This is a genomic window from Streptomyces sp. NPDC042336 (assembly GCF_055581985.1).
Map to the genome: position 1 here is coordinate 91,522 of NZ_JBVJEA010000004.1, position 15,855 is coordinate 107,376.

Here is a 15,855-nt window from a genome sequence, read left to right on the forward strand (position 1 = left end):
CGCCACCGGCGCCTCGAGCGCACCGCCGCCTTCCGGGAGGACCCGTGCCCCGCACCGCCCTGCGTATCTGCCCCCTGTGCGAGGCCACCTGCGGCCTGGCCCTCACTGTCGACGGCACCACGGTCACCGCGGCCCGCGGCGACCGGGACGACGTCTTCAGCCACGGCTTCATCTGCCCCAAGGGCGCCTCCTTCGGGGCCGTCGACTCCGACCCCGACCGGCTGCGCGCGCCCCTGGTGCGCAGGGACGGCGAACTGCGCGAGGCCACCTGGGAGGAGGCGTTCGACGCGGTCGCCGCCGGCGTCCGGCCCCTCGTCGAGCGGTACGGACCGCACTGCGTCGGCGTGGTCCTCGGCAACCCCAACGTCCACACCATGGCCGGTGCCCTCTACCCGAACGTCCTGCTCGGCGCCCTCGGCAGCCGCAGCCTCTTCACCGCGTCCACCCTCGACCAGATGCCCAAGCACGTCTCCAGCGGGCTGCTCTTCGGCGACGCGAACGCCATCCCGGTGCCCGACCTCGACCGCACCGACCACCTGCTCCTGATCGGGGCCAACCCGCTGGAGTCCAACGGCAGTCTGTGCACCGCCCCCGACTTCCCCGGCCGGCTCAAGGCGCTCAGGGCCCGCGGCGGCACCCTCACCGTCGTCGACCCGCGCCGCACCCGCACCGCGAAGCTCGCCGACCGGCACGTGGCGATCCGCCCCGGCACCGACGCGCTGCTGCTGGCCGCGATGGCCCACGTGCTGTACGAGGAGGACCTGGTCGAGCCGGGCGCCCTCGCCCCGCACGTCGAGGGGGTCGGCGAAGTCCGGGACGCCCTCAGCGACTTCACCCCCGAGTCCGTCGCCGCCGCCTGCGACGTGGACGCCGGCGTGACGCGCGCCCTCGCCCGCGAACTCGCCGCCGCCCCCACCGCCGCGGTCTACGGCCGCATCGGCAGCTGCACCGTCCCGCACGGCACCCTCGCCAGCTGGCTCGTGGACGTCCTCAACATCCTCACCGGCAACCTCGACCGGCCCGGCGGCGCGCTCTTCCCGCAGGCCGCCACCGACCGGACCCCGCGCCCCGCCGGACCCGGCCGCGGGTTCGCGCTCGGCCGCTGGCACTCCCGGGTGAGCGGCCACCCCGAGGCGAAGGGCGAACTGCCCCTGTCCGCCCTCGCCGAGGAGATCGACACCGCCACCGACGCGGGCGAGCCCGTCCGCGCGCTGCTCACCATCGCCGCCAACCCCGTGCTGTCCGCGCCCGACGGCGACCGGCTCGACAAGGCGCTGGGCTCCCTGGACTTCATGGTCAGCGTCGACCCGTACCTCAACGAGACCTCGCGCCACGCCCACGTCGTGCTGCCGCCGCCCCCGCCGGCCCAGAGCCCGCACCACGACTTCGCCTTCAACACCCTCGCCGTGCGCAACCAGGTCCGCTACACCCGCCCCGCCGTCCCCCTGGAGCCCGGCAGGATGGCCGAGACGGAGATCCTCGCCCGGCTCACCCTGGCCGTCACCGGCGCACACGGCACCGACCCCGCCGTCGTCGACTCCCTGGTGATCGAGCAGACCCTCGCCAAGGCCGTACGGGAGCCGCACTCACCCGTGCACGGCCGCGACCCCGGCGCACTGACCGCCCTGCTCACCGGCGAGAACGGACCCGAGCGGCGTCTCGACCTGATGCTGCGCCTCGGCCCCTACGGCGACGGCTTCGGGGCCCGGCCGGACGGGCTGACCCTCGAACGCCTCCTCGCCCACCCGCACGGCATCGACCTCGGCCCGCTGCGCCCGCGCCTGCCGCAGCCGCTGAAGACCCGCAGCGGCAAGGTGGAGCTGCTGCCCGGGGCGATCGCCGCCGATCTGCCGCGCCTCGTGCGGGCCCTCGCCGAACGCCCCGCCGGGCTCGTCCTGGTCGGCCGCCGCCACCTGCGCTCCAACAACAGCTGGATGCACAACGTCCCCGCCCTGACCGGCGGCTCCAACCGCTGCACCCTGCACCTCCATCCCGAGGACGCCGCACGGCTGGGTGTGCGCAGCGGGCAGCCCGTGCGGGTCAAGGGAGCCGGGGGAGCGGTGACCGCGCCCGCCGAGGTCACCGACACCGTCCGGCCCGGCGTGGTCAGCCTCCCGCACGGCTGGGGCCACGACCGGCCCGGCACCCGCCAGACGCACGCCGCCGCCGACCCCGGCGTCAACGTCAACCAGCTCCTCGACGGCAGCATGCTCGACCCGCTCTCGGGCAACGCGGTGCTGAACGGCGTACCCGTAACGCTCACACCGCTGACCGGCGCAGAGCTGTGACCTGGAGTTCTGCGCTTATTGCTCGCATGTCAACGTCTTGTTAACGCTCCCTCGCGCCACCTAACGTCGCTCGCACCGCCTGCCCCGGTGGGATGTTCAAGGGCGAACGTTAGGTACTCACTCATGCTGACCATCCTCGGCTTCGCCATGATCGCGACCTTCCTGGTCCTGATCATGATGAAGAAGATGTCGCCGATCGCGGCGCTCGTGCTGATTCCCGCGCTGTTCTGCGTGCTCGTCGGCAAGGGCGCCCATCTCGGCGACTACGTCATCGACGGCGTGTCCAGCCTCGCCCCCACCGCGGCGATGCTCATGTTCGCGATCGTCTACTTCGGTGTGATGATCGACGTCGGGCTCTTCGACCCGATCGTCCGGGCCATCCTCAAGTTCTGCAAGGCCGACCCGATGCGCATCGTCGTCGGCACGGCGCTGCTCGCCGCGATCGTCTCGCTGGACGGCGACGGCTCCACCACCTTCATGATCACGGTCTCGGCGATGTATCCGCTGTACAAGCGGCTGAAGATGAGCCTCGTCGTGATGACCGGTGTCGCCGCGATGGCCAACGGTGTGATGAACACGCTGCCCTGGGGCGGCCCCACCGCCCGCGCCGCCACCGCGCTGAAGGTCGACGCCACCGACATCTTCGTCCCGATGATCCCGGCCCTGGCCGTCGGTCTCGTCGCGGTCGTCGTCCTGGCGTACGTGCTCGGGCTGCGCGAGCGCCGGCGGCTGGGCAGGCTGTCGCTGGACGAGGCGCTGGGCCGGGAGCCGGAGTCGGTGCCGGAGACCGAGACAGTGCTGGTCGGTGCGGGTGCGGGTGCGGCCGGTGCGCGCTCCGGTGCCGGTGCCGGTGCCGGTCGCGGCGGTGCGGGCGGTGCGGGTGGCCCGGCGGATGCGGACGGTCAGGGCGAGGCGACCGACGACGACTTCAAGGGCCTCGACCCGAACCGGCCCACCCTGCGTCCCAAGCTGTACTGGTTCAACGCGCTGCTCACGGTCGCGCTGCTGACCGCCATGATCATGGAGCTGCTGCCGATCCCGGTGCTCTTCCTGATCGGCGCCGCGCTCGCCCTCACGGTCAACTTCCCGCACATCCCCGACCAGAAGGCCCGCATCGCGGCCCACGCCGACAACGTCCTGAACGTCTCCGGCATGGTCTTCGCCGCCGCCGTCTTCACCGGCGTCCTCACCGGCACCGGCATGGTCGACCACATGGCCAACTGGCTCGTGGACACCATCCCCGACGGCATGGGCCCGCACATGGGCCTGGTCACCGGCCTGCTGAGCCTGCCGCTCACCTACTTCATGTCGAACGACGGCTTCTACTTCGGTGTCCTGCCGGTGCTCGCGGAGGCCGGTCAGGCGCACGGCGTGTCGACGCTGGAGATCGCCCGGGCCTCCATCGTCGGGCAGCCGCTGCACATGTCCAGCCCGCTCGTCCCGGCCGTGTACGTCCTGGTCGGCATGGCCAAGGTCGAGTTCGGCGACCACACGCGGTTCGTGGTGAAGTGGGCCGTCCTGACGAGCCTGGTGATCCTCGCGGCGGGCATCCTGTTCGGCATCATCTGACCGTCAGGCACCATCAGGAAGGGACACGACCATGGCGCCCGGTGGGAACCGCGGCTGGCTGCTCCGCCTCGTCATCGCCTTCGGCTTCGCGCAGGGGGCGGTGTCGATGGCCCGGCCCGCCGTCTCCTACCGGGCCCTCGCGCTGGGCGCCGACGAACGGGCCGTCGGTGTCATCGCCGGGGTGTACGCGCTGCTGCCCCTGTTCGCGGCCGTTCCGCTGGGCCGCCGCACCGACCACGGCCGCTGCGCGCCGCTGCTGCCCGTCGGGGTGGTGCTCATCGCCGGGGGCTGCGCGCTGAGCGGTGTCGCCGGGTCGCTGTGGGCGATGGCCCTGTGGAGCGGCGTCATGGGCCTCGGCCACCTCTGCTTCGTCATCGGCGCCCAGTCACTGGTCGCCCGCCAGTCCGCGCCGCACGAACAGGACCGCAACTTCGGCCACTTCACCATCGGCGCCTCGCTCGGCCAGCTGATCGGCCCCATCGCCGCGGGCGCGCTGATCGGCGGCCCCGACATGGCCGGCAGCAGCGCGCTGGCCCTGGTGGTGGCGGGCGCGGGCGCGGCGGTCGCCTTCACGTCCCTGTGGCGCATAGAGCACCCCGGAGCCGCCACGTCCGGCGCGGCACGGGGCGCGCGCGTCCCCGTAGGGAGCATCCTGCGCGCCCGGGGCGTGCCCGCGGGCATCCTGATCAGTCTCTCCGTGCTCTCCGCGACCGACATCCTCACCGCCTACCTGCCGGTGGTCGGTGAGCACCGGGGGATCTCCCCGGCGGTGATCGGCGTACTGCTCAGCCTGCGGGCGGCGGCCACGATCGCCTGCCGGCTGGTGCTGACGCCGCTGCTGCGGCTGCTCGGCCGTACGGCGCTGCTCACGACGACGTGCCTGCTGGCCGCCGTGCTGTGCGCCGGGGTCGCGCTGCCCGTGCCGGTGTGGGCGCTCGCGCTGATGCTGGTCGTGCTCGGCTTCTGCCTGGGCGTCGGCCAGCCGCTGTCCATGACCACGGTCGTGCAGGCGGCCCCCGACGAAGCGCGCTCCACGGCCCTCGCCCTGCGCCTGACCGGCAACCGCCTCGGCCAGGTCGCCGCACCCGCCGCCGCCGGCCTGATCGCGGGCGTCGCGGGCGTGGCCGCGCCGTTCGTGATGCTGGGCGCGCTGCTCCTGCTCTCCTCCGGCGTCGCCGTGCGCGCCCCGTCCGCCGGTGCGGCCGGCCAACGGCGTCCGGCCGTGGGGCAGGATGTCCCGGACCGGGCCGGCGGCCGCCGGCCGTGCCGGCAAACGAAGGGATGAGCATGATCCTGCTCCTGTTGTCCGTGGTCCTCCTCCTCGTCGCCGGCGGCTGCGCCTGCGTGGTGTGGGCGGCCCGCGGCGGCCCGTCCTGGACGCGCGCGGTGGCGCGCACGACCCTCGCGGCGGGCGAACTGGTGCGCGCGTCGGGCCGCTCCGGCGGCACCCGCGGCAGGAGCGGCGACGCGGACGGCTGACCCGGCGCCGAACCGACGGCCGACCGTTTTGATCACCCCATGAGACGCCCCGCGCCCTGAATCCGGGCGTCCGCTTTCTCACCAGATGGACGTTCGCGTCGAGTTGTGGTCCAGCGTCTTCCCCCGGCCGGGCACGGTCCGTTAACTTCCGTGACTCACACGCCCCGTACGACCCGCACGAGGGCGTCCGACCGCGGAGCACCAGAGCCCAGTGAGCCCCCGGGGGCACCTCCATGACACGCGCCATCTCCCTGCACGACGTGAGCAAGACCTACGCGCGAGGCGTCCGCGTGGTGGACCGGCTGTCGCTGGACATCGCGCCGGGCGAGTTCCTCGTCCTGCTCGGCCCCTCCGGCTGCGGCAAGTCGACCGTGCTGCGCATGATCGCCGGACTGGAGGAGATCACCGAGGGCGAGCTGATGCTGGACGGCGCGTACGCCAACGACCTGCTCCCCGCCGAACGGCGCATGGCGATGGTCTTCCAGAACTTCGCCCTGTACCCCAACATGACCACCCGCGGGAACATCGGCTTCCCGCTGCGCGTCGAGGACCCGCAGACCGATCCCCGCCCCCGCGTGGACGCCACCGCCCGCATGCTGGGCATCGAGGACCTCCTCGACCGTCTGCCCGCCCAGCTCTCCGGCGGCGAACGCCAGCGTGTCGCGATGGGGCGCGCCATCGCCCGCCACCCCACCGCCTTCCTGATGGACGAGCCGCTGTCCAACCTCGACGCCAAGCTCCGCAACCACCTGCGCGCCGAGATCACCCGGCTGACCCGGGAGCTGGGCGTCACCACGATCTACGTCACCCACGACCAGTCCGAGGCCATGTCCCTGGGTGACCGCGTCGCCGTCCTGCGCGGCGGGGTCCTCCAGCAGGTGGACACCCCGCGCGCCGTCTACGCCCTGCCCCGCAACGTCTTCGTCGCCGCCTTCATCGGCACCCCGCGCATCAACCTGCTGCGCGGCCTGGTGCGCGCGCCGCTCGACGGGGCGATGACGATCAGCCTGGGCAAGCAGTTCCTGCGCCTGCCCGAACCGCTCTCCCTGGACCACCAGTTGCTCCGCGTCCAGCAGGGCCGCGAGGTGATCGTGGGCCTGCGCTCGGAGGCCGTCCGGATCGCGAAGCCCTCCTCCGCCCGACCCGGCGAGGTGCTGCTCACCGGGCTGGTGGAGCACGTCGAGTTCCAGGGGCACGAGGTCCTCGTGCACTTCAACACCGGTTCGCAGCCCGCCGTCGTGCCCGACCTGGAGGCGCCGCGCCCCGCCGACCGCCCGGTCAGGCGCCGCCGCCGCGACGGCACGGTCCTGGACCGGCTGAGGGAGCGGGCGGGCGCCCTGCGCGCCGGGCCGGTGGTCGTCATGGACGAACCGGAGGAGCCCGAACCCGCGGTCGCCCCGCCCGACGGCCGCCTCCCCGGCGACCTCATCGTCCGGACCACCCCCGACATCGACCTCCGCCACGGCATGCAGGTGCCCCTCCTCGTCGACCTCGCCCACCTGTTCGTCTTCGACCAGCACGGCGACCGCATCTGCCCCGCCCCGGCGCGACTGCCCGACCTGGAGGAGTGATCCCGGCCGGACCGCGCACTCCGGGAGGGTGAGCCGCGCCACCATCGTGGGAGCCCCTGGTGCCGTAAAACTAACGGCGCTAGTTTGGGGTCGGACGACGACGCCCGCCGGAAGGAACGCGATGAAGGCACACGACGGCATGTACATCGACGGAGCCTGGCGCCCCGCCGACGGACGGGACACGATCGCGGTCGTGAACCCGGCCGACGAGCAGGTGATCGGCCACGTCCCCGCCGGCAACGCCCTGGACGTCGATACCGCCGTACGGGCCGCGCGCGCCGCCCTGCCGGGCTGGGCCGCCACTCCGCCCGCCGAGCGGGCCGCGCGCCTGGCCGCCCTGCGGGACGTGCTGGTGGCCCGCAAGGACGAGATCGCCGAGACGGTCACCGCCGAACTGGGCTCCCCGCTGAAGTTCTCGCAGGCCGTGCACGCCGGCGCGCCGATCGCGGTCGCCGGTTCCTACGCCGAGCTGGCGGCGACCCACGCCTTCGAGGAGAAGGTCGGCAACTCCGTGGTCCACCACGAGCCGGTCGGCGTGGTCGGCGCCATCACCCCCTGGAACTACCCGCTCCACCAGATCGTCGCCAAGGCCGCCCCGGCGCTCGCGGCCGGCTGCACGATCGTGCTCAAGCCCGCCGAGGACACCCCGCTCACCGCTCAGCTCTTCGCCGAGGCGGTGCACGAGGCGGGCGTCCCGGCGGGCGTCTTCAACCTGGTCACCGGCCTCGGGCCGGTCGCGGGCCAGGCCCTCGCCGAACACCCCGGCATCGACCTGGTCTCCTTCACCGGCTCCACCGCCGTCGGCCGCCGCATCGGCGCCACCGCGGGCGCCGCCGTCAAGAAGGTCGCCCTCGAACTCGGCGGCAAGTCCGCCAACGTGATCCTCCCGAGCGCCGACCTCGCCAAGGCCGTCAACGTCGGCGTCGCCAACGTCATGTCCAACTCCGGCCAGACGTGCAGCGCCTGGACCCGCATGCTGGTCCACCGCGACCAGTACGACGAGGCCCTGTCGCTCGCCGCCGAGGCCGCCGCGAAGTACGGCGACCGGATCGGCCCCGTCGTCAACGCCAAGCAGCGGGAGCGGGTGCGCGGTTACATCGAGAAGGGTGTCGCCGAGGGCGCCCGCCTGGTCGCGGGCGGCCCCGAAGCGCCGCGCGAGCGGGGGTACTTCGTCAGCCCGACGGTCTTCGCCGACGTGACCGAGGAGATGACCATCGCCCAGGAGGAGATCTTCGGGCCGGTCCTGTCCGTCCTCCGTTACGAGGACGAGGACGACGCCCTGCGGATCGCCAACGGCACGGTCTACGGCCTCGCCGGCGCCGTCTGGGCAGGGGACGAGGCCGAGGCGGTCGCCTTCGCCCGGCGGATGGACACCGGGCAGGTCGACATCAACGGCGGCCGGTTCAACCCGCTGGCGCCCTTCGGCGGCTACAAGCAGTCCGGCGTGGGCCGCGAGCTGGGCGCGCACGGCCTCGCCGAGTACCTCCAGACCAAGTCCCTCCAGTTCTAGCCCGCTTCTAGCCCGCAGGGGAGCCGTCCTCGTCATGGCCGTCCGTACCGCAGTCCGTGCCGCCGTCGTACCCGCCCTGGGTGCCCCGCTGGAGGTCACCGGGATCGAGCTGCGCGAGCCCGGCCCCGGCCGGGTCCGGGTGCGGCTCGCCGCCGCCGGGGTCTGTCACTCCGACCTGTCCCTGTCCAACGGCACCATGCGGGTGCCGCTCCCCGCCGTCCTCGGCCACGAGGGCGCCGGCACCGTCGTCGCCGTCGGAGAGGACGTCACCGACGTCGCGCCCGGCGACGAGGTCGTCCTCAACTGGGCCCCGTCCTGCGGGGCCTGCCACGCCTGCTCGCTCGGCGAGGTGTGGCTGTGCGCGAACGCCCTGGCCGGCGCCGCCGACGTGCACGCCCGCCGCGCCGACGACGGCACCGACCTGCACCCCGGCCTGAACGTCGCCGCGTTCGCCGAGGAGACGGTCGTGTCCGCGTCCTGCGTCCTGCCCGCCCCGGAGGGCATCCCCCTCACCGAGGCGGCGCTCCTCGGCTGCGCCGTCCTCACCGGCTACGGCGCCGTCCACCACTCGGCGAAGGTCCGCGAGGGCGAGACGGTGGCGGTCTTCGGCGCCGGGGGAGTGGGCCTCGCCACCCTCCAGGCGGCCCGGATCGCGGGCGCGTCGAAGATCGTCGCGGTCGACGTGTCCCCCGAGAAGGAGGAGCTGGCCCGCGCCGCGGGCGCCACCGATTACCTGATCGCCTCCGACACCACCGCCCGCGAGATCCGCGCCCTCACCGGCAAGCAGGGCGTCGACGTCGCCGTGGAGTGCGTCGGCCGCGCGGTCACCATCCGCACCGCCTGGGAGTCCACCCGGCGCGGTGGCCGCACCACGGTCGTCGGCATCGGCGGCAAGGACCAGCAGGTCACCTTCAACGCCCTGGAGATCTTCCACTGGGGCCGCACCCTATCCGGCTGCGTCTACGGCAACGCCGACCCCGCGCGGGACCTCCCGGTCCTCGCCGAACACGTCCGCGCCGGCCGCCTCGACCTCGGCGCCCTGGTCACGGAACGCATCGCCCTGGACGGCATCCCGGCGGCCTTCGAGAACATGCTGACGGGCAAGGGCGGCCGGGCCCTGGTGGTCTTCTAACGCGGATCCCGCGCGTCCTCGGTGAGCGGTTCCCGGGCTCTCACGGGCCCCGGAACCGCCGTGCGCCTCCTGGACCGGGACACCGCCACGCCCGCCAGGCACAGCGCGCCGCCCGCCAGGGTGAGCGGCCCCGGCACCTCGCCCAGGGCCAGCCACGACATCAGCACGACCAGCGCGGGCACGGCGTACGTGGTCGCGCCCATGCGGCCGGCGGTCGTACGGGCCAGGGCGTACGCCCACGTCGTGAAGGCCAGCGCGGTCGGGAACACGCCCAGGTAGACCATGTTGAGCGTGGCGGCGACCGGCGCGGCGGCCGCCTCGTGCACGAGCTGCCCCGCGAACGGGAGACACAGCACCGCCCCGACCAGGCAGCCGAACGTCGTCACCTGAAGGGCGCTCGCGTGCGCCAGCGCGGGCTTCTGCGCGACCACCCCGCCCGCGTACGCCACCGCGGCGAGCAGGCACAGCACCACCCCGAACAGCGAGGAACCGCCCTTACCGGACATCGACAGACCCACCGTCACCGCACCGGCGAACGACACCGCCATCCCCGCCAGCAGCCGCGGCGGCAGCGCGTCGCCCAGCAGCCGGGCACCCAGCAGCGCGATGAGGATCGGGCCGACGTTGACCACGAGGGCGGCCGTACCGGCGTCCACCTGCTGTTCGCCCCAGTTCAGGACGACCATGTAGAAGCCGAACCACAGCACCCCCGATATCGCGATCCCGCGCCACGCGGAGCGCGGCGGCACGCCCTCCCGGCGCAGCAGACAGATCACGCCGAGGGCCAGGGCACCCAACAGCAGCCGTCCGAGCGCCAGCGCGCCCGGCGAGTACGCCTCGCCCGCACTGCGGATCGAGACGAACGCGGACGCCCACAGCACGACGGTGACGGTGGCCGCGCCGGCGGCGAGCAGCTCCGGACGGCGGAACGGGGTGGTACGCATCATGCTCCCGAGGCCAGGAAGGGAACGCCGGGACGACCGGCGGATTTCGGACGGTGAGACCGCCACGGCTCAGCGCAGCGACGCCGGATCGATCCGGAGCAGTTCGGACAGCGCGTCCTCGCCCGCCGGAGTGACCTTCACCGCCCGCTCCGAGCCGATGCGCACGCACCAGCCGGCATCCAGCGCGTGCCGGCACAGGGCCGCGCCCGCGACGCCCGCGAGATGGGGGCGGCGCTCGGTCCAGTCGAGGCAGGCCCGGGCCAGCGGCCGGCGTCCGGTCGCCCGCAGCGGGATCCCGGCGGCGTCGAACCAGCCGAGGCCCGCGTCCGTGAGGGCGAAACCGGTGTCCTGGCGCAGCAGTCCACGCTCGGTCAGGGCGTCCGTGACGGCGATCCCGAGCCGCCCGGCGAGATGGTCGTAGCAGGTACGGCCCGCAGCCATGGCCGACCCGGCGCCGGCGGCCCGCAGCGTGCGTGGGCGCCGTGCCTGCGGCGCCACCTGCGCGGCCAGGTCCTCCACGAGCTGTGCGACCCGATCGTCGGCGAGCCGCACGTACCGGTGCCGCCCCTGCCGTTCCTCGGCGAGCAGCCCGCCCGCGACGAGCTTGCCGAGGTGCTCGCTCAGCGTCGACGCGGCCACCCCCGCGTACCGGGCGAGTTCACCGGCGGTCCACGCCCGCCCGTCGAGCAGCGCCAGCAGGCACGCGGCCCTGCTCTCGTCCGCGATCAGCCCCGCCAGTCGCGCGAGTCCGGGGGCGCCCGGGTCCTTCGAGGTCATGCCCCCAGCATGCGACACGGACGGTTCGGTGAGCGCCGAAGCATCGGCCGGAGATGGCTGGGGAAGGAAATAACTACATCTATATATCTATTCTTCTTCAAAAGGGGAGAAAATGGCACGAGCTGGAGGCGGCATGGCGGACACGGACGTACGGCACCGGAACAACGTCAGGGTGACCGGCGATCCGGACGGCCCCGTGGTCGTGCTGGCGCACGGGTTCGGCTGCGACCAGAACATGTGGCGTCTGGTGGTGCCCGGGCTGGCCGGGCGCTACAAGGTCGTGCTGTTCGACTACGTCGGGTCGGGGAGGTCCGACCCGGATGCCTGGCTGCCCGAGCGGTACGCCTCGCTGGACGGCTACGCGCAGGACGTGGTCGACGTCCTGCGGGCGCTGGACCTGAGGCGGGTGACGTTCGTCGGGCATTCGGTGAGCGCGATGGCCGGAGTCCTGGCCGCCCGCGCCGAGCCCGACCGGATCGGCTCCCTGGTCATGATCACCCCCTCCCCGCGCTACATCGACGACGTCGGGTACCGCGGCGGCTTCACGCCCGCCGACATCGAGGAACTGCTGGCCTCGCTGGAATCCAACTACCTCGGCTGGTCGTCCGCGATGGCGCCGGTGATCATGGGCAACCCCGACCGGCCGGAACTGGGCCAGGAGCTGACCGACAGCTTCTGCGCGACCGACCCGGCGATGGCCCGCGTCTTCGCGCGCACCACGTTCCTTTCGGACAACCGGGGGGACCTGGAGGGGGTGAGGGTACCGACGCTGGTCCTGGAGTGCGCCGAGGACGCCATCGCTCCCCGGGGAGTCGGCGCGTTCGTGCGGTCGCGCGTCCCCGGCGCTCGGCTGCTCACGCTGGACGCCACCGGACACTGTCCCCAGCTCAGCGCGCCCGAGGCCACCACCGACGCCGTACTCGACTTCCTGGGCCGTGTCCATGGCACCCGGCCGGACTCCTGACCCCGCGCCCGGCGCCCCCGGCGGCCGGGAGGAGCCGGTGACTCCGGCCGGCGGCGCGGCAGGCCCGGAGGACAGCGCCGAGGAGCTCTACGACGCCGCGCCCTGCGGCTTCCTGTCCACGGCCATGGACGGCACCGTCACCAAGGTCAACGGCACGCTGCTGGACTGGCTCGGCCTCGAGCGCGACGAAGTGGTGGGCCGCAAGCGCTTCGCCGACCTGCTCACCGTCGGCGGCAGGCTCTACCACGAGACCCACTTCGCACCCCTGCTGGGCCTGCGGGGAGAGATCGGCGGGATCGCGCTGGAGATGCGGACGGCCGCGGGCGGACGGCTGCCGGTGCTCGTGTCCGCCGCGGTCAAACGGAACGCGGACGGCGAGCCGGTACTGATCCGTACCACGGTCTTCGACGCCTCGGACCGGCGCGCCTACGAGGAGGAACTGCTGCGCCGCAGGACCGCCGCCGACGAGGCCCGCGACCTGGCCGAGGCGGCGCGGCGGGAGGCGGAGGCGGCACGCTCGCGCTCCGAGACGGACCGGGCCCGGCTGGCCGACGCCCTCGCCGTGCTCCAGCAGGCGCTGCTGCCCGCCGAACTGCCCGCCGTCCCGGGTCTTGACGTGGCCTCGTACTACTACACGGCCTCGCCCGACCGGCTCGGCGGCGACTTCTACGACCTGTTCGCCCTTGGAGCGGGGCGCTGGGCCTTCTTTCTCGGCGACGTGAGCGGCAAGGGCCCGCCCGCCGCCGCCGTCACGTCCCTCGCCCGCTACACCCTGCGGGCGGCCGTCTTCCACGACTCCGACCCGGTCAGCGCCCTGACCACCCTCAACGCCGTCCTGTACGACCGCTACGGCGTCGACGCGGACCCCCGTCACTGCACCGCCGTGGTCGGCGTCGTCGAACCGGACGCCGCCCGCGGCCGTACGACGGTCCGCCTGGCCTCCGGAGGCCACCCGCCCGCGCTCGTGCTGCGGGCCGGCGCCCCGGTCGACGGCCCGGGACGGGCCGAGTACCTCGCCACCCCCGGCGGCATGCTCGTCGGCGCCCTGCCCGACGCCGCCTTCACCCCCGCCACCGCCGTCCTCGGCCCCGGCGACACCCTGCTGCTCTACACCGACGGTCTGACCGAGGCCCGCACGGACCCCGGCCGCACCACCCTCTACGGCGAGGAACGGCTGCGGGACTTCGCCGCCCGGCAGGCATCCACGGCGCCCGGCGACGTGATCGCGGCCGTGGCCGCCCTGCTGGAGAAGCTCGGCGACGGCGTCGACGACGACACCGCCCTGCTCGCCCTGGGCGTCCCTAGCCGTCCCGCCTGAACCGCTCGTACTGCTGTGCCAGCCCGTCCAGCAGCGCCGTCAGGCCGGTCTCGAAGGCCCGCTCGTCGATCTTCTCCTGTTGCTCGGCCAGGAGGTGGGCCTGCTGGAGGTGCGGGTAGTCGGCGGGGTCGTAGGCGCCCGCGTCGTCCACGAAGCCGCCGGCGAAGGAACCGAGCGCCGAGCCCATGATGAAGTACCGCATCAGCGCGCCGATGGAGGTGGCCTGGGCAGGGGGCCAGCCCGCCCGGACCATCGCGCCGTACACGGCGTCCGCGAGGTGCAGCGCGGCCGGGCGGCGGCCGGGGCCGTGGGCCAGGACCGGGACGATGTTGGGGTGGTCGCGCAGCGCCGTCCGGTAGGAGACGGCCCAGTCGTGCAGCGCGGTCCGCCACTCCCGGCCGTCCTCGAACATCGACAAGTCGACCTGCGCGCTCACCGAGTCGGCGACGGCCTCCAGGATCTCGTCCTTCGTGCGGAAGTGGTTGTAGAGCGAGGGCCCGCTGACCCCCAGTTCCGCGGCCAGCCGGCGCGTGGAGACGGCCGCGAGGCCCTCCGCGTCCACCAGCGCGCGGGCCGTCTCGACGATCCGGTCGGTGCTGAGCAGGGGCTTGCGCGGTCGGGCCATGGCGCACATAGTAGGGCTGCGAGCTGAAACTAGCAGTGCTAATTTAAATGTACGGCTTTCAAGATTTCTTTCTGTGGGGTGACTCGGCATGAACCTGGAGCTCAGCGAGGAGCAGACCGCCGTACGGCAGCTCGCCCGGGACTTCGTGGAGCGGGAGATCGCCCCCCATGTCGTCGAGTGGGACCGCGCGGAGGAGGTGGACCGGGGAATCGTGAAGAAGCTCGGCGAGGTCGGCTTCCTCGGGCTCACGGTCGACGAGGAGTACGGCGGATCCGGGGGCGACCACCTCGCGTACTGCCTGGTCACGGAGGAGCTGGGACGCGGCGACAGCTCCGTGCGCGGGATCGTCTCCGTCTCCCTCGGCCTGGTCGCCAAGACGGTCGCCGCCTGGGGGAGCGAGGAGCAGAAGCGGCGCTGGCTGCCGGGGCTCACCTCCGGCGAGTACGTCGGCTGCTTCGGCCTGACCGAGCCCGGCACGGGGTCGGATGCCGGGAACCTCTCCACCCGCGCGGTGCGCGACGGCGACGACTACGTCGTCAACGGCACCAAGATGTTCATCACCAACGGCACCTGGGCCGACGTCGTGCTGCTCTTCGCCCGCTCCACCGACGCTCCCGGTCACAAGGGGGTCTCCGCCTTCCTCGTGCCCACCGACACCCCCGGTCTGACCCGGCGCACCGTCCACGGCAAGCTCGGGCTGCGCGGCCAGGCCACGGCCGAGCTGGTCCTGGAGGACGTCCGCGTGCCCGCCTCCGCGATGCTCGCGCCCGAGGGCAAGGGCTTCTCGGTGGCCATGTCGGCCCTCGCCAAGGGGCGGATGTCGGTCGCGGCCGGCTGCGTCGGCATAGCCCAGGCGGCGCTGGACGCCGCGGTGAAGTACGCGGGGGAGCGCGAGCAGTTCGGGAAGACCATCGCCCACCACCAGTTGGTGCAGGAGCTGATCAGCGACATCGCCCTCGACGTGGACGCGGCCCGGCTGCTGACCTGGCGGGTCGCCGACCTGATCGACCGCGGGCAGCCCTTCACCGTCGAGTCCTCCAAGGCCAAGCTCTTCGCCTCGGAGGCCGCCGTGCGCGCCGCCAACAACGCCCTCCAGGTCTTCGGCGGCTACGGCTACATCGACGAGTACCCGGCCGGCAAGCTGCTGCGCGACGCCCGCGTGATGACCCTCTACGAGGGCACCAGCCAGATCCAGAAGCTGGTCATCGGGCGTGCGCTGACCGGGGTCTCGGCCTTCTGAGCCGGCCTCCGGGGGCGAGTTTCTGAGTACCGCGACTGAGTACGCCGGCGGATGTGGCCCCGGCCACATCCGCCGATCCTCGTGCCATGAGTGACACACCGGTCAAGCAGCAGAACACGGCAGCCTTCTACGGGCAGGCCGTCGCCTCCTTCTCGGTGGCCATGGCCGCCACCGCCATCGGCATCTACCGGCTCCAGGCCGACGCCTGGGTGCGGGCCTTCCTCGCGATCGCCGTCCTGTACCTCGTCACCTCGGCCTTCACGCTGGCCAAGATCATCCGGGACCGCCAGGAGGTCGGCCAGATAGTGAGCCGGGTCGACCAGGCGCGACTGGACAAGATCCTGGTCGAGCACGACCCCTTCCAGAAGCCGGGCGGCACCCCGGCGGGACAGCGCCCCTAAGCGCCCGCTCAGCTTCGGCGGTATGGTGGTGCTCCTG

The 15,855-nt window shown here is 73.2% G+C and carries 14 protein-coding genes; 11 read left to right on the forward strand and 3 right to left on the reverse strand.

Translation table 11 applies throughout. The features are described 5' to 3' along the window. Positions 1–44: 44 nt before the first annotated feature. From ACZ6IM_RS11270 to ACZ6IM_RS11300, 7 genes are all read left to right on the forward strand, one after another. Positions 45–2,288 (forward strand): molybdopterin oxidoreductase family protein, encoded by a 2,244-nt coding sequence (locus ACZ6IM_RS11270; protein ID WP_469556049.1) that lies wholly within the window; start codon positions 45–47, stop codon positions 2,286–2,288. Positions 2,289–2,411: 123 nt separating this feature from the next. After that, positions 2,412–3,857, forward strand: coding sequence for a CitMHS family transporter (locus ACZ6IM_RS11275; protein WP_469556051.1), 1,446 nt, complete (start codon positions 2,412–2,414; stop codon positions 3,855–3,857). A 31-nt stretch (positions 3,858–3,888) separates the two neighbouring features. After that, positions 3,889–5,142: an MFS transporter gene (locus tag ACZ6IM_RS11280; RefSeq protein WP_469556054.1), complete on the forward strand. Its 1,254-nt coding sequence runs from the start codon at positions 3,889–3,891 to the stop codon at positions 5,140–5,142. Between the two features lie 2 nt (positions 5,143–5,144). Continuing rightward, entirely contained in the window at positions 5,145–5,336 is a 192-nt protein-coding gene (locus ACZ6IM_RS11285; protein WP_052842042.1) for a hypothetical protein, read from the forward strand. A gap of 233 nt (positions 5,337–5,569) precedes the next feature. Continuing rightward, entirely contained in the window at positions 5,570–6,907 is a 1,338-nt protein-coding gene (locus ACZ6IM_RS11290; RefSeq protein WP_052842041.1) for an ABC transporter ATP-binding protein, read from the forward strand. Positions 6,908–7,028: 121 nt separating this feature from the next. Beyond that, positions 7,029–8,417: an aldehyde dehydrogenase family protein gene (locus tag ACZ6IM_RS11295; protein ID WP_052842040.1), complete on the forward strand. Its 1,389-nt coding sequence runs from the start codon at positions 7,029–7,031 to the stop codon at positions 8,415–8,417. 34 nt (positions 8,418–8,451) lie between these two features. Continuing rightward, the gene (locus tag ACZ6IM_RS11300; RefSeq protein ID WP_469556058.1) at positions 8,452–9,549 is read left to right on the forward strand and encodes a Zn-dependent alcohol dehydrogenase; all 1,098 of its coding nucleotides are present in this window, start codon (positions 8,452–8,454) and stop codon (positions 9,547–9,549) included. Here ACZ6IM_RS11300 and ACZ6IM_RS11305 read toward each other — a convergent pair. Both ACZ6IM_RS11305 and ACZ6IM_RS11310 read right to left on the reverse strand, forming a co-directional pair. Further along, positions 9,546–10,493 (reverse strand): DMT family transporter, encoded by a 948-nt coding sequence (locus tag ACZ6IM_RS11305; RefSeq protein ID WP_469556395.1) that lies wholly within the window; start codon positions 10,491–10,493, stop codon positions 9,546–9,548. The genes ACZ6IM_RS11300 and ACZ6IM_RS11305 overlap by 4 nt on opposite strands. 69 nt (positions 10,494–10,562) lie before the next feature. Continuing rightward, the gene (locus tag ACZ6IM_RS11310) at positions 10,563–11,270 is read right to left on the reverse strand and encodes an ArsR/SmtB family transcription factor (protein ID WP_052842037.1); all 708 of its coding nucleotides are present in this window, start codon (positions 11,268–11,270) and stop codon (positions 10,563–10,565) included. A 112-nt stretch (positions 11,271–11,382) separates the two neighbouring features. Between ACZ6IM_RS11310 and ACZ6IM_RS11315 the strand changes: the two genes are divergently transcribed. Further along, positions 11,383–12,234, forward strand: coding sequence for an alpha/beta fold hydrolase (locus ACZ6IM_RS11315; RefSeq protein ID WP_469556061.1), 852 nt, complete (start codon positions 11,383–11,385; stop codon positions 12,232–12,234). Further along, positions 12,212–13,552, forward strand: coding sequence for a SpoIIE family protein phosphatase (locus ACZ6IM_RS11320; RefSeq protein ID WP_469556398.1), 1,341 nt, complete (start codon positions 12,212–12,214; stop codon positions 13,550–13,552). Before ACZ6IM_RS11315 ends, ACZ6IM_RS11320 begins: the two co-directional genes overlap by 23 nt. Here the strand turns inward: ACZ6IM_RS11320 and ACZ6IM_RS11325 are convergent. Continuing rightward, positions 13,536–14,177, reverse strand: a complete 642-nt coding sequence (locus ACZ6IM_RS11325; RefSeq protein WP_052842034.1) for a TetR/AcrR family transcriptional regulator — start codon at positions 14,175–14,177, stop codon at positions 13,536–13,538. The genes ACZ6IM_RS11320 and ACZ6IM_RS11325 overlap by 17 nt on opposite strands. Positions 14,178–14,265: 88 nt before the next feature. On the opposite strand from ACZ6IM_RS11325, the gene ACZ6IM_RS11330 reads away from it, so the two are divergent. Together ACZ6IM_RS11330 and ACZ6IM_RS11335 are read left to right on the forward strand one after the other, a co-directional pair. Continuing rightward, the gene (locus tag ACZ6IM_RS11330; RefSeq protein WP_052842033.1) at positions 14,266–15,417 is read left to right on the forward strand and encodes an acyl-CoA dehydrogenase family protein; all 1,152 of its coding nucleotides are present in this window, start codon (positions 14,266–14,268) and stop codon (positions 15,415–15,417) included. An 86-nt stretch (positions 15,418–15,503) separates the two neighbouring features. Further along, entirely contained in the window at positions 15,504–15,818 is a 315-nt protein-coding gene (locus tag ACZ6IM_RS11335) for a YiaA/YiaB family inner membrane protein (RefSeq protein ID WP_030402879.1), read from the forward strand. Positions 15,819–15,855: the final 37 nt, after the last annotated feature.

What these genes read in the sequence shown, in the direction of transcription:
- ACZ6IM_RS11335 (WP_030402879.1), top strand. Translation starts at nt 15,504, where the DNA reads ATGAGTGACACACCGGTCAAGCAGCAGAACACGGCAGCCTTCTACGGG.
- ACZ6IM_RS11325 (WP_052842034.1), bottom strand. Translation starts at nt 14,177, where the DNA reads ATGGCCCGACCGCGCAAGCCCCTGCTCAGCACCGACCGGATCGTCGAG.
- ACZ6IM_RS11310 (WP_052842037.1), bottom strand. Translation starts at nt 11,270, where the DNA reads ATGACCTCGAAGGACCCGGGCGCCCCCGGACTCGCGCGACTGGCGGGG.
- ACZ6IM_RS11300 (WP_469556058.1), top strand. Translation starts at nt 8,452, where the DNA reads ATGGCCGTCCGTACCGCAGTCCGTGCCGCCGTCGTACCCGCCCTGGGT.
- ACZ6IM_RS11275 (WP_469556051.1), top strand. Translation starts at nt 2,412, where the DNA reads ATGCTGACCATCCTCGGCTTCGCCATGATCGCGACCTTCCTGGTCCTG.
- ACZ6IM_RS11285 (WP_052842042.1), top strand. Translation starts at nt 5,145, where the DNA reads ATGATCCTGCTCCTGTTGTCCGTGGTCCTCCTCCTCGTCGCCGGCGGC.
- ACZ6IM_RS11280 (WP_469556054.1), top strand. Translation starts at nt 3,889, where the DNA reads ATGGCGCCCGGTGGGAACCGCGGCTGGCTGCTCCGCCTCGTCATCGCC.
- ACZ6IM_RS11315 (WP_469556061.1), top strand. Translation starts at nt 11,383, where the DNA reads ATGGCACGAGCTGGAGGCGGCATGGCGGACACGGACGTACGGCACCGG.
- ACZ6IM_RS11295 (WP_052842040.1), top strand. Translation starts at nt 7,029, where the DNA reads ATGAAGGCACACGACGGCATGTACATCGACGGAGCCTGGCGCCCCGCC.
- ACZ6IM_RS11290 (WP_052842041.1), top strand. Translation starts at nt 5,570, where the DNA reads ATGACACGCGCCATCTCCCTGCACGACGTGAGCAAGACCTACGCGCGA.
- ACZ6IM_RS11330 (WP_052842033.1), top strand. Translation starts at nt 14,266, where the DNA reads ATGAACCTGGAGCTCAGCGAGGAGCAGACCGCCGTACGGCAGCTCGCC.
- ACZ6IM_RS11305 (WP_469556395.1), bottom strand. Translation starts at nt 10,493, where the DNA reads ATGCGTACCACCCCGTTCCGCCGTCCGGAGCTGCTCGCCGCCGGCGCG.
- ACZ6IM_RS11320 (WP_469556398.1), top strand. Translation starts at nt 12,212, where the DNA reads ATGGCACCCGGCCGGACTCCTGACCCCGCGCCCGGCGCCCCCGGCGGC.